Source organism: Streptomyces sp. NPDC005483 (assembly GCF_040606035.1).
Taxonomy (GTDB): domain Bacteria; phylum Actinomycetota; class Actinomycetes; order Streptomycetales; family Streptomycetaceae; genus Streptomyces.
The window spans coordinates 1-22,569 of record NZ_JBEXEA010000042.1 but is presented as its reverse complement, the minus strand read 5'-3'; the positions used below and the strand labels follow the sequence as shown (position 1 = coordinate 22,569).

At 69.5% G+C, this 22,569-nt stretch carries 13 protein-coding genes; 2 read left to right on the top strand and 11 right to left on the bottom strand.

From position 1 onward, the window contains the following. Positions 1-19 precede the first annotated feature (19 nt). The 9 genes from secY to ABZT06_RS43240 form a co-directional block, all read right to left on the bottom strand. On the bottom strand, positions 20-1,333 hold the full coding sequence (gene secY / locus ABZT06_RS43280) for a preprotein translocase subunit SecY (RefSeq protein ID WP_355753735.1): 1,314 nt from the start codon (positions 1,331-1,333) through the stop codon (positions 20-22). A gap of 263 nt (positions 1,334-1,596) precedes the next feature. Further along, entirely contained in the window at positions 1,597-5,403 is a 3,807-nt protein-coding gene (locus tag ABZT06_RS43275) for a S8 family serine peptidase (RefSeq protein ID WP_355753733.1), read from the bottom strand. A gap of 336 nt (positions 5,404-5,739) precedes the next feature. Continuing rightward, the gene (locus ABZT06_RS43270; RefSeq protein WP_355753731.1) at positions 5,740-6,519 is read right to left on the bottom strand and encodes an SDR family oxidoreductase; all 780 of its coding nucleotides are present in this window, start codon (positions 6,517-6,519) and stop codon (positions 5,740-5,742) included. A 44-nt stretch (positions 6,520-6,563) separates the two neighbouring features. Further along, positions 6,564-7,352, bottom strand: a complete 789-nt coding sequence (locus tag ABZT06_RS43265) for a GNAT family N-acetyltransferase (RefSeq protein WP_355753729.1) — start codon at positions 7,350-7,352, stop codon at positions 6,564-6,566. Positions 7,353-7,448: 96 nt separating this feature from the next. Next, positions 7,449-7,712 (bottom strand): WhiB family transcriptional regulator, encoded by a 264-nt coding sequence (locus ABZT06_RS43260; RefSeq protein WP_355753727.1) that lies wholly within the window; start codon positions 7,710-7,712, stop codon positions 7,449-7,451. A gap of 118 nt (positions 7,713-7,830) precedes the next feature. After that, the gene (locus tag ABZT06_RS43255) at positions 7,831-8,463 is read right to left on the bottom strand and encodes a TetR/AcrR family transcriptional regulator (protein WP_355753726.1); all 633 of its coding nucleotides are present in this window, start codon (positions 8,461-8,463) and stop codon (positions 7,831-7,833) included. Continuing rightward, a complete protein-coding gene (locus ABZT06_RS43250; RefSeq protein ID WP_355753724.1) occupies positions 8,460-9,164 on the bottom strand; it encodes an alpha/beta hydrolase in 705 nt (234 codons plus the stop codon). Before ABZT06_RS43250 ends, ABZT06_RS43255 begins: the two co-directional genes overlap by 4 nt. A gap of 44 nt (positions 9,165-9,208) precedes the next feature. Further along, positions 9,209-10,144, bottom strand: a complete 936-nt coding sequence (locus ABZT06_RS43245; RefSeq protein WP_355753721.1) for an SDR family NAD(P)-dependent oxidoreductase — start codon at positions 10,142-10,144, stop codon at positions 9,209-9,211. Between the two features lie 244 nt (positions 10,145-10,388). Next, complete coding sequence (locus ABZT06_RS43240) at positions 10,389-11,831, bottom strand: aldehyde dehydrogenase (protein ID WP_355753719.1); 1,443 nt, start codon at positions 11,829-11,831, stop codon at positions 10,389-10,391. An 89-nt stretch (positions 11,832-11,920) separates the two neighbouring features. Between ABZT06_RS43240 and ABZT06_RS43235 the strand changes: the two genes are divergently transcribed. Continuing rightward, the gene (locus ABZT06_RS43235) at positions 11,921-12,469 is read left to right on the top strand and encodes a helix-turn-helix domain-containing protein (protein WP_355753717.1); all 549 of its coding nucleotides are present in this window, start codon (positions 11,921-11,923) and stop codon (positions 12,467-12,469) included. A 115-nt stretch (positions 12,470-12,584) separates the two neighbouring features. On the opposite strand, the gene ABZT06_RS43230 is transcribed toward ABZT06_RS43235, so the two are convergent. Together ABZT06_RS43230 and ABZT06_RS43225 are read right to left on the bottom strand one after the other, a co-directional pair. After that, entirely contained in the window at positions 12,585-15,725 is a 3,141-nt protein-coding gene (locus tag ABZT06_RS43230; protein WP_355753715.1) for a DUF5010 domain-containing protein, read from the bottom strand. Between the two features lie 188 nt (positions 15,726-15,913). Further along, on the bottom strand, positions 15,914-20,773 hold the full coding sequence (locus tag ABZT06_RS43225) for a ricin-type beta-trefoil lectin domain protein (RefSeq protein ID WP_355753712.1): 4,860 nt from the start codon (positions 20,771-20,773) through the stop codon (positions 15,914-15,916). Between the two features lie 627 nt (positions 20,774-21,400). Here ABZT06_RS43225 and ABZT06_RS43220 point away from each other — a divergent pair. Beyond that, a complete protein-coding gene (locus ABZT06_RS43220; RefSeq protein WP_355753710.1) occupies positions 21,401-22,459 on the top strand; it encodes an alpha/beta hydrolase in 1,059 nt (352 codons plus the stop codon). The last annotated feature ends 110 nt before the right edge of the window (positions 22,460-22,569 follow it).

The window sequence follows — 22,569 nt, the reverse complement described above, 5'->3', positions numbered from 1 at the left end:
CGCCCGGTGAGCCGCCCGTTCAGCGCAGGAAGCCCTCGTAGTGGCGCTGCTGGAGCTGGCTCTCGATCTGTCGGACGGTCTCCAGACCCACACCGACGACGATCAGGATGCTGGTGCCGCCGAACGGGAAGTTGTTCGTCGCCCCGAACCCGATCAGCGCGATGGTGGGCACGAGGGCGATCAACCCCAGGTACAGGGAGCCCGGCCAGGTGATCCGGGTGAGCACGTACGACAGGTACTGCGCGGTCGGCCGGCCCGCCCGGATGCCGGGGACGAAGCCGCCGTACTGCTTCATGTTGTCCGCGACCTCGTCCGGGTTGAAGGAGATCGAGACGTAGAAGAACGCGAAGAACACGATCAGCAGGAAGTACGCCGCGATGTAGATCGGGTGGTCGCCCTTGGTCAGGTTCTGCTCGATCCAGGTCTTCCAGCCGGGGCTGCCGCTCGAGAACTGCGCCACGAGGGCCGGGATGTAGAGCAGCGAGGAGGCGAAGATGACCGGGATCACGCCCGCCTGGTTCACCTTCAGCGGGATGTAGGTGGACGTGCCGCCGTAGGCGCGGCGGCCGATCATGCGCTTGGCGTACTGCACGGGGATGCGCCGCTGGGCCTGCTCCACGAAGACCACCAGGCCGACCATGACCAGGCCGACGAGGATGACGGTGCCGAACTCGATCCAGCCGCCGCCCAGGGTGCCCTGCTTCTTGATGGCCCACAGCGCGGACGGGAAGGTGGCGGCGATCGAGATGAACATCAGGATCGACATGCCGTTGCCGATGCCGCGGTCGGTGATGAGCTCACCGAGCCACATCACGAGCGCCGTACCCGCGGTCATGGTGACGACCATGACGACCGTGGTGAAGATCGACCGGTCCGGGACGATCGACGACGCCACCGTGCAGCCGGAGAACAGGGCGCCGCTGCGGGCGGTGGCGACGAGGCCGGTGCCCTGGAGGATGGCGAGCGCCACGGTCAGGTAGCGGGTGTACTGCGTGATCTTCGCCGTACCGGCCTGACCCTCCTTCTTCAGGGCCTCCAGTCGCGGGATGACCACGGTCAGCAACTGCAGGATGATGCTCGCCGTGATGTACGGCAGGATGCCGAGCGCGAAGATCGTGATCTGCAGCAGCGCGCCGCCGCTGAAGAGGTTGACCAGCCCGAACAGTCCCTGGTTGCCGGACGCCTGCGAGACGCATTCCTGCACGGACCGGTAGTCGACGCCCGGGATCGGGACATGCGTACCGACCCGGTACACCACGATGATGCCCAGCGTGAACAGCAGCTTCTTGCGCAGGTCAGGCGTCCGGAACGCCTGAATGAACGCGGATAGCACAGAGCCTCCTGCATTGAAGCGGCACGACACCGACGGTCACCGCTCTTGACCGGCAACGGACACACCACCATGAGATCACACGTGTCTCCGATACGCCCTTTCCGTAGAAAGTACAGCAAATGATGCGAGCGCTGTAGGTGTGCACGCCGTTTGCGCCGCACATCGGGAGCAGCGCGCACATGTCCGCGCCTGGGGACCGGGCGGCTCGCGGACGGCGGTGCCCCACGCCGTGCGGGGCGTGGGGCACCGGTCGGTACCGTCGGTCAGCGCAGGCCGAAGGCGCGGGTGACGGTCTGGGTGACGCCGCCGCCGTTGCGCTGTTCGGCGGTGACGCGGAAGGACACGTAGCCGGCCCGGGGCGGGGCGTGCAGCAGTGCCCGCCAGGTGTCCTTGCCCCGCTTCACATCCTGCTGCCGCCAGGTGGCCCCGTCGTCGTAGGACACCTCGAGGCGGACCGAGGAGACGGCGTCCTGGGCGGCGGAGCTGCCGACGACGACGGGCTTGACGGAGAATGCCGAGGTTCGCTTGGCGCGTCCCGTGAGGTCCACGTCCGTTCCGTAGTCGAGCTGGACGAGCGGGAGGGCCTGGTCGTCCGCGGTGCCGGAGCGGAAGGTCCACTCGGTGTGCGTGGTCTGGGAGTAGGGCAGGAGGTCGGTGGCCGTCCGGGTGTCGGCGACGAGCCGGTACGGCAGTTTCTCCGGTGCCAGGTCGCCGACGCCGAAGTCGGGTCGTGCCCCGTTCCGTGCCAGGAGGGTGTCCCCCTGGTAGAGCGCGAAGCTCCGTGTCATCAGGTTGCTGTCACCGCTGTGCGCGGAACCTCCGTCACCGAAGCCCGCGAGCGTGCCGCCCATCGCGTTGCCGACGCGATGCGGGACCTCGAAGCTCATCATGCGCGGCCGGATGACGGGACCGAACCAGCGCTCGTGCCGCACGCTGCCCGGGCCGTAGCCGACGACGTCGGTGAAGGTCGACCAGCCGTCGATGGACGCGTACTGCTGCCACTTGACGCCGGGGCCGGCGGAGACCCAGTCGGTGCGGTGTCCCGGCGCGATCGGCTCGCGCGGGAACGGCGGCACGCGCGTCATCCCGAACCCTGCGTAGGGGTAGGCGGCCGGCCAGTACTCGTACGACGGGCTGTCCTCCCGGCTCTCCATGACCTGCTTGCCGGCGGGCGGGGCGAAGTCGTTCTCGACGCGCGCGAGGCTGCCGGGGTCGGTCTTCGCGGACGGGTCGTCCGGCACCCCTCCCTGGTGGTAGTCGGCCAGGTCGTACAGGTACTGCGGGGAGGGGTGCGCCTGGACCGTCAGCCTCACCCGGCTCCCTCCCGTGTCCCTGATGCTCTTGATCAGGTCTTCGCCGTCGTCCTGGGTGAGCGAGGTGACGGGGAGCTGTCCGGCGGTCCGGCCGTCCGGCTCGCCGTACCAGTCGAGGCCGCGGCCGTCGCCGTCGTTGACGACCAGGAGCATCGCCGCGCCCGCGGCACGTGCCGCGGCCACCTGGTCCGCGGCGGCCACCTCTGTGCTGTGGCGGACGACGACGGCCTTGCCGCGGGCGTTCCGGCCCGCGTAGTCGGCGGCCGTGCCGGTGCCGGCGTCAACGGTGTCGACGTGGGTGGTGCCGTCCGGGAACGGGTGGCTGCCCGGCTGCACCAGCAGGGTGTCGTCGATGCCGCGCCCGCGGTAGGTGATCTTCAGGGGGGTCTGCTTGGCGCGGATGCGGGTGGTGAAGACGAAACTGCCCTTCTTCACCCGGCTCTTGGTGGGCAGCGCCCACAGGCTGTCGTAAGCGGCCGAGGGCATGAGGATCTCGTGCAGGGCCTGCGGGTCGCCGGGGGACGGCGTGCTGGAGGTGAAGGAGCGGAACAGGTCGATCCTGCTGGTGGTGACGGACGTGGGCTTGGGTGTGTCCACCTTGACCCGGCGGACGCGGGAGGCGTCGAGGACGACGTCCCGGTCGCCGGTCAGGTCCAGTTCGGGGGTGGTCAGCACCGCGTAGCCGAGGGAGTGGGGGCCGTGGTCTCCTGCCACGTCCAAAGTGGAGACGATCGTGTACGAGCCGGGCGCCAGGCGGGTGGTGAGCGTCCCGTCCGGCACCCACATGAAGGTGGTCCGCCCGTCCGCGCCGGTGATCTCGACATCGTTGCCGATGCCCTGACCGGAACGGTCCTTCAGATGGATCGTCAGGTCGTACTTCTCCGACTCGACGGACATCCCCACGGCCGTGTGGACGGCACCGGCCGCGGAACGCGCGACGATCTGTGCCCCGTACTGTCCCGGCGCCAGACCCTTCGGGTCCGCGACGAGACCGACCGTGGAGGTGCCGTGGGCCGGCACGGTGACATGGGAGGCGGCCGGGGTGAACACTCCGGCGGGCGAGGTGCCGGGGTCGACCGAGAGGTCGAGCGTGAGGGCGTGGTCCGTGGTGTTGCGGTAGGTGAGGCGCCGCTCGACCGGCTCGCGCCGGTGGTCCGCCGACCAGCGGACGAGTCCGGCGTCCACCGAGCCGCTCGCGATCACCTGGTCGTCGAGATAGGCGGCGGCCACGTCCAGACGTCCGGCGCCAGCCTGGTAGGGGCTGTAGGCGGGGGTCTGCGCGCTGGTGCTCATCAGCGCGCTCTTGATGTCCTGGCCGGTCCACTGCGGATGTTTCTGGGCGAGCAGGACCGCCGCGCCGGCGACATGCGGAGCGGCCATGGAGGTGCCGCTGTCCGAGCGGTAATAGCCCTCGCCGCCCTGCGCGTACTGCGAGCGCGCGGCCAGTACGTCCACGCCGGGCGCGGTGATGTCGGGCTTGAGGCCGTCGTCGTTCAGCCGTGGCCCGGTGCTGGAGAAGCCGGCGAGCTGGTCGGAGCCGTCCACCGCGCCGACGGTGAGGGCGGCGTCGGCGGTGCCCGGCGAGCTCACACTGTAGGGGGTGTTGCCGGAGTTGCCCGCGGCGATGACGAAGAGGGCGCCGGTCTCGGCGCTGAGCCGGTTGACCGCCTGGCTCAGGGGGTCGTCCTGGGTGTGCCACACCGGTGTGCCCAGGCTCATGTTGATCACCTTGGCGTGCTCGGTCCGTGCCGCCCACTCCATGCCCGCGATGATCTGCGACATCGGGCCGGAGCCGGTGTTGTCGAGGACCTTGCCCACCAGCAGGTCGGCACCGGGGGCGACACCTCGCTCCTTGCCGCCGGACGCGGCGCCGGTCCCGGCGACGGTGGAGGCGGTGTGGGTGCCGTGGCCGTTGCGGTCGATGACGTCCTCACCCGGGATGAAACTCCGGGTGCCGACGATGCGCGGGGCGAGGTCGGGGTGGGTCGTGTCGACGCCGGAGTCCAGTACGGCGACGCGCACGCCCGCACCGGTGCCTCCGGCGGCCCAGGCCTGGGGCGCGCCGATCTGCGCCGTGGTGTCGGCGAGGTCCGCGTGTGCCTTGCCGTCGAGCCACACCTTGCTGACGCCGGCGGTGAACGCCGGTGCGGTGTCGGCGGCGTCACCGGACCGCGCCGTCGACCGGGCGGCGTCCCGGCCGCTGGTCCCGGTGAGGGCCGACCAGAAGGCGGCGGCCTTCGAACGCCGGGCGTGCACGGCCTGCGCCCGGATCGAGGGGAGCTGCAACGTGGTGCTGGCGCCCGGCAGTCGGAGGTCCGTCGGCGCGGCGTCCTGGGCGGCGCCGGCCTTGGCGGTGGAGGTGCCCTGCGAGCGGGTCAGGATCAGAGGGAGGGCATTGGTGTGCGCGTCGTCGTAGCCCTGCGCCACCAGCCGGGTGACGTTGAAGAGCTGCCGGTCGAGCCGGCCGGTCGCGATGTAGGCCATGGCTTCGTCCGGGTACACATACGTGTCGCCGCTCTCCACGGCGACTCGTACCGAACCGGCGGCTCCCGGCGGACGTTCGACGTTCTCCACCGACACGGCGCGCCCCGGCCCGCGCGCCACCGTCACCTTGTCACCGGTGATCAGCGTGACTGTGAGAGCCGACGCCGTGGGCGGACCACTGTGCTGGGTCGGGGAGACACCAGGGGACGTCGGGGGATCGGCGCCGTGAGCCGCTGTCGGAGCTCCCAGGGCGGCAACGAGAAGCGCAGCCACCGAGGTTGAGCATATTCGGGAGAATGGGACGCGCACATGTCCTCCATGATCGTGATGGCTCGAATCCGACCATCATCAGGGGGACATGTAAAGCACTTGGATAACTGCTGTTAATTAGGAGGAAGTTGAACTGGCCCCGGGGGGGGGCGATGTGACGCGGGGATTGTTCGGCCGACCGTACACGTGTGACGGGAGTCAACGGCACGCGCCTATCGGCCGGCAGCAACGGACCTGTCCGGGCGCGCGACGGAGTCGCCTGGACCATGCTCGGCACGCAGATCCGGACCTCGGACACCACCGGGTCTACGCCGCCCCCGCCGACGGCGGACCCGGCGGTCAGTAGTGAATCGGGCCCTTGAAGCCGCCGCTGGGGATGATCGTGTCGCCGTTGAGGGCCACGCTCAGGGGGCTGGCCAGGAAGGCGACGACCGACGCCACCTCGTGCGGTTCCACGATCCGGCCGATCGCGATGGACTCGGCCACCTGCCCTTCCAGTTCCGCCAGGCTGAGCCCCTGGGCCTGGGCCCGTCGGTCGAGGTTGCCGAGGAAGGTGTCGGTCCGGGTGGGGCCGGGCTGCACCGACACGACGTTGACCCCGCTCGGGCCGAGTTCGTCCGCGAGGTTCTTGGACATGGCGACCACGGCGGCGTTGCGGATCGAGCCGGTCACCGATCCGGTCTGGCGTGCCGCCAGACCGCTGATGTTGATGATCCGGCCCCAGCCTCGCTCGGTCATCCCCGGGGCGAAGGCGCGGACGCACCTGAGGTATCCGCGGACCTTGACGTTGATCTCGCCTTCGAGATCGTCCTCGGAGATGACGCCGGGGTTGGTGACGGCGGCGTTGTTCACCAGGATGTCCGCGCCGCCGAACCGTTCCTCCACCGTCCTGGCCATGGCCGTCACAGCGGCGTCGTCCCCGGTGTCGGCCGCAACGGCGATGACGTCGGCGCCGGTCTCCTCGCGCAGCGCCGCCGCCCGCTCCTCGGCGTGCGCGGCGGACCTGGAGACCAGGACGACGGACGCGCCTTCCGTGGCCAGAGCGCGGGCCACGGCGAAGCCGATACCGCGGGTTCCGCCGGTGACCACGGCTCGTCGCTGCTTGAGTTGAAGATCCATGCCCTCGTTCCAATCTGCTGGGGGGGTGCCGGACGTTCGCATGCTCAGGTGGTGAAAACGACCCATGATTCCTCGGTGCGGAAACCGGCCTGCTCGAAGAGGGGAAGGGCCTCGTCGCTCGTGTGCAGGTATGCCGTGTGCGCCCCGGCGGCCCGGGCGTCCCGGAGAATCGCCTCGACGACCGCCCGGCCGGCACCGCGCCGCCGGTGTGCGGGCAGGGTGCCGATGTTGGCGAGGCCGACATGTCGTTCGGTGACGATCGCGAGCCCCGCCGCGACAGGTGTCCCTTCCTCTTCGGCGACGTAGGCCTTGACGAACGGCTGACCGAGGACCTGCGGGGTGTAGAGGCTGCTGATGATCACCGGCGGGGCGCCGAAGGCCGTGCCGAGGATCTCGGCGAAGGTCTCGTGTTCGTCGTCCGCCAGCAGCCGTACGGTCACGGGGGCCGGCCCGGACGCTCCCCGCTCCTGGCCCTCCGCACGCCCGTCCGCGAGGAGGAGCAGCATGAACGGCTGCCGCACCCGCGTGGAGAGGCCGTGCCGAGCGGCCAGGCCGGTGATCTCCTCGCCGGCCTCACCGCGCAGGCGGATGGTCCAGGGCAACCGCTGGACGTGCGGCGCGGCTCTCTCGCACAGCAGCTCGATCTCAGCCGCGTCCGGTACGTCGGCCACGCTCATGATGCTGTTCAGCAGTGGGATCATGGAGCCGGTGACGGCCAGCAGGGCGTCGGCGGGGCCGCGCTCGTGGAAGCCGTTCGGAAGGCTGTCGGCCAACTGTTCCGTGGCCGTCTGAAAGGCCTCGGCCGCCTCCAGGACAGTACGCCGGTTGATCATATGTGTGAGTGTAACCTCGTCGTCTTGCCGCCAGGCGACACACCCACTTGCTGGTAGGTGTGTTCACCGCGGGCTGCGGCCGCGACCGGGGCTCCCCTACGCCGGTGGTGCCGGCCGGCGGAGTCGGCGGCGTTCCGCCTCGGTTGTCGCGCCCCATATGCCGTGCGTCTCATGGGATTCCAGGGCCCACTGAAGGCAGGGTTCGACGACGACGCAGTACCGGCACACCTCCTTGGCCTCCTCGATCTGCACCAGTGACGGGCCGGTGTCGCCGATCGGGAAGAACAGCTCAGGGTCCTCACCTCTGCAGGCGCTCCGTACCTGCCAGTTGGCGCCCGGCCGCAGCTCTCGGTAGGTCATGGTCTCTCCCTCCAGGTCTGCTGGGATGTGCCGCATCCGCACATGTGGCTATTGCCAGTGTTCAATGTGCGTCCATAGCGTGCTATTCCGGCTATGCAGACATGTATCTGAAGAAGGGTCAGTCCGAGGGGCGACGGTAGGCGCCGTGCCACCAGATCCGGGCGAGTTCGCGGGCCAGGGCGGCGTCGCCGCTGCCGTCGTCCACGGCGATGTGGTGGGCGATCGCCTGGGCGCCGCCCCACACGATGACGCGGCTCGCGGCGGTGACGTCGAGGTCGGCCGGGGCCGATCCGGCGGCCTGTTCCGAGCGCAGGGTCCGGCGCACGGCCTCGTCGAAGCCCTCGAGGTCGGCGGTGTAGAAGTCGCTCACCGCCGGGTCGTAGGCCGCCGCCTCACGGACCGCGGTGATCACGCCCTGGTGCGCGCGGTGGATCGTGATCACCTCTTCGAAGAACCGGGCGAACCGCTCGGCCCCGTCCTCCTCGGCGCCCGGGTCCCACCGCCGGGCCAACACCAGCAGGGATTCCCGCAGTTCGTCGGTGAGCCGGACCAGGACGTCCGGCTTGCTCTCGAAGTGCGCGTAGAACGTGGCCCGGGACACCCCGGCCTCCTCCAGGATCCGCTGGACGCTGATCTCGGAGAAGGCCTCGCCGGAGTCGAGCAGCCGCTCCAGGGTGCGCATCACCCGCGCCCGGGTCGCCGCCGCCCGTGCGGCGTGGTGGTCCGTCTGGCGTCGGGTGACGGGCCTCATCGGACGCTCTGGGCGATCTCGTCGAGGAGATCGGCGAGCTTGTCGGGCATGGAGAGCAGCGGGGTGTGGCCGCTGGGCAGGTGGTACGTGGTGCCGGTCCGCTGCGCGAAGGGCTCCTGGTAGGAGGGAGGCAGGCTCTGGTCGTCGTCGCAGAGCACGTAGCTGGAGGGGAGGGCCTTCCACGCGGCGCGGTTGACCGGCTCGGCGAAGGAGAGCGCGCTCTGCGGCAGCAGCCGGGCGAGGGCGGCGTCCCTCTTGTCGTCGGGCACGTCGTTGTAGAGCGTCGTCTCCGGGTTCTCCCGTACGGGGATGACGCCCTCCACCGTGGAGAGGTCCGGCTGTTCGCCGAAGCACGTCATCAGGCTCTCCCCCTCGTCGAGGGCGAAGGCGGACACGTACACCAGGTGGGCCACGTTGGCCGCGCCGACGGCCGCCTGGGTGACGGGGGCGCCGCCGTAGGAGTGTCCGACGACCACGAGAGGTGCCTCCAGGGCGTCGATCGCCTCGCGGACCACGCGGGCGTCGTCGAGCAGGCCGGGGAGCCTGCCCTCCGCTCCCTCGGGGACGACGCTCGGCAGGTCGACGGTGTGGCTGGTCCAGCCGCGCTGGGTGAGGAGGTCCTGGAGCTCGCGCCAGCACCACGATCCGTGCCATGCCCCGTGCACGAGGAGGAAGTGAGGGGCCCGCGTGTCGTCGTTCATGTTGTTCCTTCGTAGGTCCTGAGCGGGTTCGGCGCCGTGCGGGGTCAGCCGAGCAGGGGCTGTGCGAGGTCCCAGAGGCGGTCGGCGGCGGCCGGGTCGACCGACCACTTCGCGACGCCGCTCATCACGTCAGGGCCTCCGTCGACCACCTCGGACTCCTGGTTGTCCTCGAAGTAGCGCCCGCTGACGCCGTCGAGGAGCGGTGACGCGGCCAGCAGCACCGTGGTGGCGGCTCCCTGGGCCGGGTTCTTGTAGTAGTCCGGGGTGATCAGGTTGCCGTCCGCGTCCATGGCGCCGAGGGCCTGCATCGTCGCCGGGTCGAGGTGGCGCGTGAGGTTGGTGTGGATCCAGCCGGGCGCGCAGGAGTTGGCGGCGATGCCGTCCTCGGCCCAGCGACGGCTGATTCCCACGGCGAGCAGCACATCGGCGGTCTTGGACTGGGCGTAGGCGAGGAACGGGTCGTAGGGGCGGTGCTCGAACTGCGGGTCGTCGAAGTCGAAGCCGGCCCGGAGCTGGGCGCCGGAGCTGACGACGGCGACGCGGGGGGCGTCGGCGGCCCGGAGAGCGGGGTGCAGCCCGACGGCGAGGGCGAAGTGGCCGAGGTAGTTGGTGGCGAGCTGCAGCTCCCAGCCCTGCGCGTTGACCTGCCGGGTCGGGAGCATCATCACGCCGGCGTTGGCGACGAGGGCGTCGAGGGGCCCGCTCCAGTCGGCGCAGAAGGCGCGGACGGAGGCCAGGTCGGAGAGGTCCAGGGCAGCGGTGCGTACGCCGGGCAGTTCCTTGGCCAGCGGTTCGGCGGCGGCGGGGTCGCGGGTGGCGACCGTCACCTGGGCGCCCGCCTCCGCCAGTGCGCGGACCGTTTCGACGCCCAGGCCGGAGGCCCCGCCGGTGACGATCACGCGTCGTCCGCTCAGATCGACTCCGTCGAGCACTTCCGCCGCGGTGGCGCGCGGTCCGAACGGGGTGGTGGTCGAGGTCATACCTGTGCCGCCTTCGGAAGGGGGTGGGTTTCTCGGCAGCCCAACCATACAACGTGTTCATACATGCCGAATGCCACCGCTGCCGGGTGAAAGAAACATGTGACTGGGTGTCTCCAGGTCGGCCGCGCGTGTGGCGATCAGCAGTGCCATGACTTGGGCGTGCTCTGGCGGAAGCGGTGCTGGAGGGCGGCGAGGTCCGCGCCTCGGAGGGGCTCCCGGACATCGGGAGCCCCTGCCGGAGAGGTCAGACAGTGATCGTCTTGTACTCGGTGTAGGTGCCGAGCCCGACCGCGCCGTACTCGCGGCCGATGCCGCTGGCCTTGAAGCCGCCGAACGGGCCGTCGAAGGCGACGGAGGCACCGTTGACGGTGATGGTGCCGGTACGGACCCGACGGGCCACCTCCAGGGCGTGGCCCTCGTCGGCGGACCACACGCCGCCGGACAGGCCGTACTCGGAGTCGTTGGCGATGCGGACGGCCTCGTCCTCGTCGTCGTAGGCGATGACCACCAGGACCGGGCCGAAGATCTCCTCCTGGGCGATGCGCATGGAGTTGTCGACGTCGGCGAAGAGGGTGGGCGTGACGTAGTTGCCCTTCTCCAGGCCCTCGGGGATCTGCGGGCCGCCGGTGACCAGACGGGCACCCTCCTCGATGCCGAGCTGGATGTAGTTGCGCACCCGCTCCTGCTGGTCGGGGCGGATCATCGGGCCGATGAAGGTGTCGGGGTCGTTCGGGTCGCCGACCTTCAGCGACTCCACCAGCGTCTTGAGCCCGCTCACGACCTCCTCGTAGCGGCTGCGCGGGGCGAGGATGCGGGTCTGGGCGATGCAGGACTCGCCGTTGTTGAGCAGGGAGCCGAACTTCACGCCCGCGACGGCCTTCTCGATGTCGGCGTCGGGCAGGATGATCGCGGCGGACTTGCCGCCGAGCTCCAGGCTGACCCGCTTGAGCTGCTCGCCGGCGATCGCGGCGATGCGACGGCCGGCCCGGGTGGAGCCGGTGAAGGCGATCTTGTCGACGTCGCCGTGCGACACCAGGTACTCACTGGTCTCCCGGTCCGCCGGCAGGACGCTGATCACGCCCTCGGGCAGGCCCACCTGCTCCAGCAGCTCGGCCAGGAAGCCCATGCTCAGCGAGTTCTCCGGGGAGACCTTCAGGACCACCGAGTTGCCCGCGAGCAGCGAGGGGATGATCTTCGAAGTGGCGGAGGAGAAGGGCGAGTTCCACGGGATGACGGCCGCGACGACGCCGATCGCCTCACGGCGCACCACGCTGCGCACCGGGGCCGCCGGGTCGGAGGGGACGAGCGTCTCCTCCCAGGCGAACTCCTCGGCCGCCTTCAGGTAGGCGTTGGCCTGCCGGGTCAGACCGGGCTGTCCGGCGCGCGTGAACCAGCCGGCCGAGCCGTTCTCCAGCGAGATCAGGGACGCGATCTTCTCCGCGTTCTCCTCGCGCAGCGCGTTGAACCGCCGCAGGACCGCGATGCGCTCCGCGGGCGGGGTCAGCCGCCACTGTCCCGCGTCGAAGGACGCGCGGGCCGCGGTGACGGCGCGGTCGATGTCCGCCGGCTGGGCCTGCGCGGCACGGCCGACCACGGACTGGTCGTGCGGTGAGGCGATGTCCAGCAGCTCCGGGTTGCTCGGCTCCACCCAGGAGCCCCCGATGAAGAGTCGGTCGTAGGTGATCACTTGTGGTCCCTCTTTCAGCGTGCCCTTGAACTGTCACTTCAATGTAGCACTTCTCTTCAATAAGAGCGCACTAGAGATACTCTTAAGGAATGAGAGCCGACGCAGCGCGCAATCTGGCAGCCGTCCTGACGACCGGGGCCCGTATGCTCGCCGCCGATCCAGGGGTGAGCGTCGCGGGCATCGCCGCCGAGGCGGGTGTCGACCGGCGTACCGTCTACCGCCGCTTCACCAACCGTGAAGAGCTGCTCGCCGCCATCTACGAAGCCCGGCTCTCGGCCATCGAGCAGGCCCTCGAGGACGCGCGCCTGCGCGAGGCCCCCATCGCCGTCGCCCTGCACCGCTACGTCGAGAACATCATCGTCATCAACCGCACCTGGCCGGTCGACCTCGCCCGCATGCTCGCCGACGGCGAGGTACGCCGACGCAGGGACGCCTGCCTCGCCGAGGTCGACACCTTTCTCCGCCGCGCCGCCGAGGAGGGGATGCTGCGCCGGGACCCTCCACCGGGGTGGGCCCAGTCCCTGCTGGTGGAACTGGTGAACCTCGCCGCACAGCAGTTGCCACACCTGAGTGCGGGACGGGCCGCGGATGTGGTGGTCGACATGTATCTGCGGGGTATGGGTCCTCAAGCTACCTGACGCTTGCCCGTTTTGTCCTCTATATCGCCGTATTTGCGTCGTCATCGGCGACAGAAAAACACCGGGCCGAGCGGGAGAGTGTCCCGCTCGGCCCGGTGCCGATGAGGTCCGCCGGTCAGACGGGGAGCTTCCAGAGCTGGTTGGCGCTGGCCGCGCAGGTCCAGATCTGGAGCTTGGTGCCGTTGGCCGAGCTGGGACCGGTCGCGTCCAGGCACTTGCCGGACTGCGTGCCGACCAACTGGCCCTTGGCGTCCGGCGTCCACTTCTGCGAAGACGCTCCCGTGCAGGTGGAGAGCTGAACGGCCGTGCCGTCCGCCGTCGCACCACCGGCCACCGTCATGCACTTGCCCAGCACCCGCAGCGTGCTGTCGGCCGCGACCGTCCAGGACTGGCCGCTGCCCGTCCCGCACGTGTTCAACTGGATCGCCGTACCGTTCGCCGACAACGACCCCGCGACCTCGGCACACTTACCGCCGTAACCGCTGATCACACCCGTCGGACGCGACGACGGCACACTCCACAACTGGTTGTCCGACGCGGCACAGGTCCAGATCTGCAGCTTGGTGCCGTTGGCCGAACTCGGGCCCGTCGCGTCCAGGCACTTGCTCGACTGCGAACCGACCAACTGGCCCTTCGCATCCGACGCCCACTTCTGCGAAGACGCACCCGTGCAGGTGGAGAGCTGCACCGCGGTACCGTCCGCCGTCGCACCACCCGCCACCGTCAGACACTTGCCCAGCGCCCGGAACGTCCCGTCCGAAGCAGCCGTCCACACCTGCTGCGAACCCGAACCACACGCGTTCAACTGGATCGACGTACCGTCGGCGGTCGCACCGCCCGACACCTCGACACACTTGCCGTTGTAACCGGCGACACGGCCCGAAGGACCCGACGGCGCACTCGACGGAGCCTTCCACACCATGCCCGCGTCACCCACACCACAGGTCCAGATGATCAGCGGATTGCCGTCAGCCGTGGAACCGTTGGAGTTCTCCAGACACATCCCGGACCCGGCGTTGATCAGGAAGCCGTGCTCGGAGTCCACCGTCCACTGCTGACCCTTGGAACCGTCGCAGGCACCGATCTGGACCTTCGTACCGTTGGTCGTGCCCGCGCTCTCGGTGGTCAGGCACTTGCCGAGGACGCGCAGCGACTGGTCGGAGGCAGCCGTCCACTGCTGGGTCGTCGCGGTGGCACAGGTGTTCAGCACCACCTGGGTGCCGTTCGCCGCGCTGCCCCCGGCGAGGTCGACGCACTTGCCGCCCTGGCCGGTGATCTGGCCGGTGGGTCCGGCCGGAGCCGGCGTGGCCGGGGGGCTGACGGTGGTCGCCGTCCAGTAATTGGCGTTGAGCGAGCCGGTCGGGAACTCCAGCCGGACCTCGTGGTGGGTACCCGCCCGGAACTGGAAGGTGCCCGCGTCGACGGTCGTGTACTTCTGCCAGTCACCGGTGTTCGGCACGGCCACCGTCGGACCGGCCACGCCGTCCACGACGAAGCGGACCTGGGCGCCGTCGTTGGGCGTGGCGAGGCGCGCGGAGAGCCTCACCGTGCCCTGCATCGGCTGGCTCTTCCAGGTCAGGGTCTGACCGGCGGCGATGTCACCGACGTCCCAGCCGCCGCCGGTGTCGCCGGCGGGCTCGACGTCGACGTCACCGCTGCGGTACACACCGTTGTTGCCCGGGGTGGCACCGGTGTGCGCGTCGGCCGTCTCCGCCTCGATCTTGAGGCTCGCCGGGAACGGGTCCCTGGAGTACCGCCGGGTGATGTCGAGCATCTGGTTGGGGTAGTCGGTCAGCCGCTCCGCGTACGTGCCCTCGGCCGTACGCGCGACCATCGCGTTCTCTTCCCAGTCGGTGAAGCCCTCCAGCAGCGTGATGTCCGCGCCGCCGTTGACCGTGGCGTCCAGGGTGCGGTTGAGGTGGTTGCCGTGATCGGCGTCCATCACCATGGTGACGTCGTCGTTGACGACCCGGAAGCTCGGCGTCGCGACGCCGAAGGTACGGCCGTTCAGCGAGGCCGCGCGGCCGGTGAGCACCTTGAAGCCGTCGACGCTGACCTCGGTGGCGCTCTTGCTGGTCACCTTGATGGTGTGCGTGCCGTCGGTCAGGCCGGCCTTCTCGAAGACGTTCTGCTGGGTCTTGAGGGCGCTGCTGGTGTCGAGCCGCACCGTGACGGGTGTGCCGCCGTCGATGGACACGTCGACGCTGCCCTGGCCGCTCGCGGTGCGCGCGAGGTACTGCACGCCGGTGCCGATGAACGAGTACGTGACCGAGGCGCCCGACTGCGAGGTGGTCTGATACGTGTTCTTGTAGTCGCCCGCGCCGTCGGAGGTCCGGTAGGCCCAGCCGTCGCCGAAGGTGAGCTGCCCGTTGTCGATGATCGGCTGGTACGTGGCGTTGGACCAGCCGGTCGGCAACTGGAACCAGTTGTTGACGCCGTCGATCTGCGAGATGACGGACGGGTCCCGGTCGGGCCAACTGCTGTCGACCACGTAGTACGGGTCGAAGCCGAACTCCGACTTCGCGTGGGAGCGGGCGTACTGGAGCAGCTTGAAGAGGTTGCCGTTGCCCTGGTTGGTGAAGGCGGGCGCGTTGGCGGACCACTCGTAGATCAGCGGGCGGCCGTCGACCTTGTAGAGCATGTCGGAGGGGATGCGCTGGAAGAACTCGCGCTGGTTCTGGTCCCAGAAGTACTTGTAGCCGCCCTCCCCGGTGCCGTCGGCGTCGCCGAAGTCGAAGGGGGGCTCGTAGCCGCCGGTGTTGTGGACCGCGCGGTTCTTCTTGTCGGTCAGGGTGGCCGGGGTGTCGTCCAGTGCCGCGATCTTGAGCTGGCCGGCGACGCCCCGGCGGTTGATGGCGTCGAGCAGCGGGGTGAGTGCGCGGGGGTCGCCCGCGCCGTCCGGCACCGCCCTGGCCGGGTCGAAGCCGCGCAGGTCGACGGCGACGAAGTCGACGCCGGCGGTGACCAGTTCCTCGACGTAGTTGTCCCAGAAGGACGCCGGGTCGTCGGCCTTCGGCCGGTACATCGGCTGGTTGTAGTTCTTGTTGACCGGCTGGTCGTAGGGGCCGCCGGCCAGGGTCTCGGTGGAGAACCCGAAGGTGACGCCGACCGCGCCGCCCTTGCCTGCGACACGACCGGGCAGGACGGTGCCGCCGTCGACCACGATCGGGGTGTCGGCGGCGGTCGCGGCCGAGGCGGCGGGGGCCTCCGTGGCCACGGCGGTCAGCGTCGCGAGGGCCAGTGTGAGGGCGGACATGCCGGCCACGGACCGGCCGGGTCCGGTGCGCGGGGCACGTCTGAGTCTGGAAAACACCTGTGTGCTCTTCCTTGCTTCCTCGTACGAGAAGGGGAGGTACGCCCTCAGAAGGGCGTACGGCGCCCGTCCCCCCGACCGGTACGGCCGGGGGAACGGGAGTCGGGGTGGACCCGGTCGGGTCCGGGGGATCAGGCGGCGGGGAGCTTCCAGAGCTGGTTGGCGCTGGCCGCGCAGGTCCAGATCTGGAGCTTGGTGCCGTTGGCCGAGCTGGGACCGGTCGCGTCCAGGCACTTGCCGGACTGCGTGCCGACCAACTGGCCCTTGGCGTCCGGCGTCCACTTCTGCGAAGACGCTCCCGTGCAGGTGGAGAGCTGAACGGCCGTGCCGTCCGCCGTCGCACCACCGGCCACCGTCATGCACTTGCCCAGCACCCGCAGCGTGCTGTCGGCCGCGACCGTCCAGGACTGGCCGCTGCCCGTCCCGCACGTGATCAACTGGATCGCCGTACCGTTCGCCGACAACGACCCCGCGACCTCGGCACACTTACCGCCGTAACCGCTGATCACACCCGTCGGACGCGACGACGGCACACTCCACAACTGGTTGTCCGACGCGGCACAGGTCCAGATCTGCAGCTTGGTGCCGTTGGCCGAACTCGGGCCCGTCGCGTCCAGGCACTTGCTCGACTGCGAACCGACCAACTGGCCCTTCGCATCCGACGCCCACTTCTGCGAAGACGCACCCGTGCAGGTGGAGAGCTGCACCGCGGTACCGTCCGCCGTCGCACCACCCGCCACCGTCAGACACTTGCCCAGCGCCCGGAACGTCCCGTCCGAAGCAGCCGTCCACACCTGCTGCGAACCCGAACCACACGCGTTCAACTGGATCGACGTACCGTCGGCGGTCGCACCGCCCGACACCTCGACACACTTGCCGTTGTAACCGGCGACACGGCCCGAAGGACCCGACGGCGCACTCGACGGAGCCTTCCACACCATGCCCGCGTCACCCACACCACAGGTCCAGATGATCAGCGGATTGCCGTCAGCCGTGGAACCGTTGGAGTTCTCCAGACACATCCCGGACCCGGCGTTGATCAGGAAGCCGTGCTCGGAGTCCACCGTCCACTGCTGACCCTTGGAACCGTCGCAGTAGTCGAGGACCACGTCGGTGCCGTTGTCGGCGCCGCCCTGGGCGGTGGTCAGGCACTTGCCCTGGTTCCACAGCGTCTTGTCGGTGCCGAGGGTCCACTGCTGGGAGGCATCGTCGTCGCAGGTGGCCAGGACCGCCTGGACGCCCGCCGCCGGTCCGGCCGCGAGGTCGACGCACTTGCCGCCCTGGCCGGTGATGTGACCGGTGACGCCCTGCGGCTGGGGGGCCGGGGTCTGCGGGGTGCCGCCGATCGCCATGGCGAAGACGTGGCCCTGCGGGGTGCCGGCCGGGCCCGAGGTGGGCAGGACGACGGCCTGGACCGTCTTGCCCGCGGCGAGTTGCACCTTGGTGGTGAAAAGACTGACCTTCTGGTTCACCTTGCCGTCGTGGCTGTTGATGTAGTCGTAGGTGCCCAGCCGGCTGCTGCCCTGGGACACGTTGTTGTTGTCCCACCAGTCGGAGAAGCCCAGGCCGTAGCTCTGGGTGGAGCCGTCGGTGTAGACGATGGTGCCGATGCCCTGGTGGGGGCCGCTGGTGCCGCTTCCTACGAAGCCCAGCCAGCCGCCGGTCCCGGAGATCAGGACCGCCTGTCCCTTGGTGTCGATGGCGTTGGGCGCACCCGTGGCGTCGGGCCACTGGTAGGTGAGGCCGCCGGTGCTGAGGGTTCCGGCCGACACGCCCTGGGCGGCGAGCGCCTGCTTGGAGAAGCTGAACCCGCCGCCGTCGTACTTGCCCGGCGCGGGGTTGGCGTCGTCGGTGATGCCGACGTTGGTGTAGGCCGCCTTCATCGACGCGAACGGCACCAGGAGGGTGGCGTCGGTCGTGTAGGAGCCGCCGCTGTGGGTGGCGGTGGCGGTCAGCGGGTACGTGCCGGCGCTCACCCCGGTGGGCGAGGTGACCAGCCAGGTGGTGGTGGCCGAGGCACCGGCCGCGACGGACCCGAAGGAGGTCGCGGTGGTGGCCTTGACGGTCCAGCCGGACGGCGCGGGCAGGGTAACGTTCACGTCGGACAGCGCGGAACCGGTGCCGTTGGTCACGGTGGTGGTCACGGTCGCCGTCTGGCCCGCCGTCACGAACTGCGGGGTGTGCAGCGCGAGGGAGTCCTTGACCACCATCACCATGGAACCGGTGACGCCGCCCACGGTGACCTTGATGGTCGCCACGCCGTCCGCGCCGGCGGTGACGATGCCGGCGGAGTTGACGGTGGCCACGGACGGATCGCTGCTGGAGTACGTCACGGACGTCTTCGACAGATCCACGAAGGACTGGTCGTTGTTGACCGCCTCGACGATGTTGTCAGCCGTGATCGAGGTGTCCCGCTGCTCCTTGGCCGGGTCGGTGTCGTCCTTGATCCAGGGGTTCTTCCTGGTCAGATCCAGCGTCTCGCCGGCGTGGTAGACCAGCTTGCCGGGCTGCACGGTGACCGTCGAGACCTTCGGGGTCAGGGTGCCGGTGACGGTGACGGTGGCGGTGCTCTGCACGGTGGCGGAGTCGGAGGCCACCTTCAACGCCCAGGCGCCGGGGAAGACGGTCTGCCGGGAGGTCGACGGGTTCCACACGCTCAGGTCGGACGCCTTGACCGGCAGCGTGACGTGCAGCTTCTCACCGGGCGCCAGGACGCCGGTGTTCTTGAAGCCGACGAGGCGCTGCTTGGGCATGGTCACGCCGGAGACGGTGAAGGAGTTCGCCGCGTAGAGCTGGGCGACGGTGGCCCCGGGCACGCTGCCGGTGTTGGTCACGTCGAAGGAGACGTTGACCGTGCCGTCGGCGGTGATGCTGCTCTTGTCGGCCGTCGCGGCCGAGTACGAGAACGTCGTGTAGCTCTGGCCGTACCCGAAGGGGTAGGAGGGCGTGCCGGTGAAGTACTGGTACGTCTGGCCCTTGCCGTCGCTCTGGGCGGGGGTCAGGCCGTAGTTGTTCTTCCCGGCGAGCTGGGAGTCGTCCTTGTACCAGGTGAAGGTCAGGTGCCCCTGCGGGTTCTGCTTTCCGAACAGCACGTCGGCGAGGGCGGTGCCCTGGCTCTGGCCGTTGTAGGCGCTGAACACGATGGAGGCGGCCTTGGACTGGCGGGCGGAGATGTCCACCGCGCCGATCGCCTGGATGTCCAGCACCACGTTCGGGTTGCCGAGAGCGGCGACCTGGTCGATCAGCGAGTTGTAGTTGCCGGGCAGCGCGAGGCTCGTGCGGTCCTTGCCCTCGCTCGCGGTGTTCTGGTCGGTGCCCACCGCGACGACCACCACGTCGGCGGCCTTCACGGCGGCCTGGGTGGTGGAGCTGAGGGAGACGGCGGCCGTGTTGGTGGTGCTGGTGCCGACCGCGTCATAGGTGACGGTCGCGCTGGGGTTGGCGGCCTTGAGGGCGTCGGTGATGCCCCGCCGCACCGAGATCTGCTGGTCGGGGCCGTTGCCGTAGCTGCCGAGGTTGACGGTGTCGCCGAGGTCGCCGAGGACGACGACCTTGTTCACGGCGGACGCCTTCAGCGGCAGCAGGGGCTTGCCGGTCGCGGCGAGGTTGCTGTTCTTCAGCAGCACCATGGAGGCGTCGGCGGCCTTGGTGGCCAGGTCCACGTGGGCGGCGCTCTGGATGACCGACTTGTCGATGGAGGTGTACGGCACGCTGCCGGCCGGGTCGAACTCGCCGGTCTGCATCCGGACGGTGAACACCCGCACCAGCGAGGTGTCGAGGACGTCCTCGCTGAGCAGGCCCGCGCGCACTGCCTCCATCACGTTGGCGGTGGTCATCTCCTCGCCGCTGCAGTTCAGGTCGTTGCCCGAACGCAGGGCGAAGGCCTGGCCGGCGGCGCGGGCGTCGACGGTCTCACCGGTCTCGCCGTTGATCCACTGCGGGGCGGACTTGGACCCGTTGGTGGACCAGGGGGCCGGGGCCCAGTTGTGACCGTCGTCGGGCAGCTTGTAGGTGGTGCCGACGCCGCCGCAGTCCGAGGTGGTGAGGCCGGCGAAGCCGTAGGTGCGCTTGGCGAGCGTGGTGTTGGTGTACGTGTTGGCGACCGCCGGGGTGCCGTTGATGGCGTTGTACGACGTCATCAGGCCGGCGACGTGGGCCTGGCCGATGAGGCCGGCAAACTGCTTGGTGTAGTAGTCGCGCATCTGGGAGTCGTTGACGTCGGAGCTGATGGCGGTGCGGGCGTCCTCGACGTTGTTGAGGGCGTAGTGCTTCGCCGTCGCCGCGGCCTTCAGGTAGCCGTTGACCGAGGTACCGTCGGGCTTTTGTCCCTGGAAGCCGTTGACGAACTGGACACCCATCTGGGTCTGGAGGTACGGGTCCTCGCCGAAGGACTCGTCGTGTCGGCCCCACAGGGGGTCGCGGTCGTTGTTGACGGTCGGGGCGAAGTAGGTCAACGCGCCGTAGTTGTCCGCGGAGTTGCCGAGGTTGTTGCGGCTGACGCCGAACAGCGACTTGTCGAGGAAGCCGCGGGCCTCGTCGGAGATCGCCGAGCCCTCCTGGTACTGGAGGGTCGGGTCCCAGGCCATCGAGGTGGCGAGGCTGGTGGGGAAGCCGGTGGCCTTCATCGGCCACGCCGTGTCGTCCCCGGCGTTCTTGGAGTTGCCCAGCGACTGGATGCCGTGCAGGGCCTCGCTCCAGTACGTGTAGCCCTGGACGCCCAGCTCGGGGATGGCCGGGGCGTCGTTGGTGATGAGCTGGCGGACCTTCTGCTCCAGCGTCATCCGGGAGACGAGGTCGGCCGCCCGCTCCTCGAAGGAGTACCGGGTGTCCTTGTAGACGGGGGTGGCCGTCGATTCCGCTGCCGCCTGCGCGCTCGCGGCGGCCAGGGGTGATGCGGTGGCGTACGGGGACGCCAAGGTGAGGCCGACGGTGACGGCTATGGCGAGCGTGGTCGCTCGTGCGCCGCCGTGTCGGCGTCTCGGACCTTGCATGCTGCTCTCTCCAGAGTGAGGCGGGCGATGGCCGGCCCTGGTCGTGTCGACACCGACGAGCCGGCCGGCGAGGACGTCGGCCGCGGCACCCTTGGGGTGGCGGCCGGTTCGCCATCGTGCACCTTGTCACACGTGATCCACATCGGGTGTGCCCTTCTGCTTCACATGTGTCCATCTGTTCACTCGGCGCACGGGAGATCGTCCGGGTGCGGATGGCGTTGTCGCTATTGCGCCGGGCCCGGGGTGTGAACCATGAGGGCTTCTTTCCGCGTTAACGGGGTGAGAGCGGCGGCGCCGCGCGAGGGAATCCCTCCCTGGCCGCTTCCGGCCGACCCGCACGTGTGAAGCGAGCGACCGCATGCTTGTCATATACATGAAGGCTGGGGAGAGGTGGGGCGAGGTGCCGCCATCGACGCTCACGATCCGTACCGATACTTGCCTGACCTGCGCTTTGTTGCCGGAGTGGATGCGTGAATGGCTTAAGACGTCGTGTGCTCCTGACTGCGGTCGGGGTATGACCGTCATATGACTGATGTGTCCGGTTTCGTTGCGGACGAGAGTGTGTCCCGGCACCCCCGTTCACGGGTTTGCGGGGCGACATCGGATACGTATGACGGAAGGCTTCACATGATCAACAGGCGTACCTTCAGCAAGGCCGTCGGCCTGGGCACCGGCGCGGCCGCGGTCTCGCTGTCCGGCCTGCAGACCAACGCATCCGCCGCGACCGCTGCGCGGCAGTCGAGCGCCGCCACGGTGCCCACCATCACTCCCGGTACGCACACCCAGTTCCCCGCGATCAAGCAGGTCAAGGCCGGACTGCTGAACGTCGGCTACGCCGAGCTCGGTCCCGCCCACGGCCCGGTCGTCATCTGCCTGCACGGCTGGCCGTACGACATCCACAGCTTCGTCGACGTCGCCCCGCTCCTCGCCGACCAGGGCTACCGCGTCCTCGTCCCCTATCTGCGCGGGCACGGCAGCACCAGTTTCCTGACCCGTCACACGCCCCGGACCGCTGAGCAGTCCGCGATCGCGCTGGACATCATCGCGTTCATGGACGCCCTGAAGATCGAGAAGGCGGTCCTGGCCGGCTTCGACTGGGGGTCGCGGACCGCCGACATCATCGCCGCCCTGTGGCCCGAGCGCGTCAAGTCCCTTGTCTCCACCAGCGGTTACGTCATCACCGACCGCAAGGCGCAGTTGGCGCCCGCGATCCCGGCCGTCGAGCACAACTGGTGGTACCAGTGGTACTTCGCCACCGACCGCGGCAAGGCGGCCATGGAGAACGTCGACGACCGCCTCGCGCTGTGCCGCTATGTGTGGACGCTCGTCTCCCCGAACTGGAACTTCGACGACGCCACGTACGCGCGCACGTCCCAGGCGTTCCTCAACCCCGACTACGCCGCCATCGTCCTGTACAACTACCGCTGGCGCATCGGCCTCATCAAGGGCGACCACCACTACGACCGCTACGAGAAGCTGCTGTCGGCGCAGCCGTCCATCGGCGTGCCCACGATCACCCTGGACCCGGCCCTGGACCCGTTCACCGCGCCCGGCGACGGCACCGGCTACCGCAGCCACTTCACCGGCGCCTACCAGCACCGCACGATCGCGAACATCGGCCACAACCTGCCGCAGGAAGCACCCACGGTCTTCGCGCAGGCCGTGGTCGACGCCGACCACCTCTGATCGCGGGGAGTCCCTGATGAGTGAAGTCCTGTGGAACCGGCTGACCGCCGCCGAGCTGCGTGCCCTGGCGGCACGGGACGCGGTGGTACTGCTGCCCATTGGGGCCACCG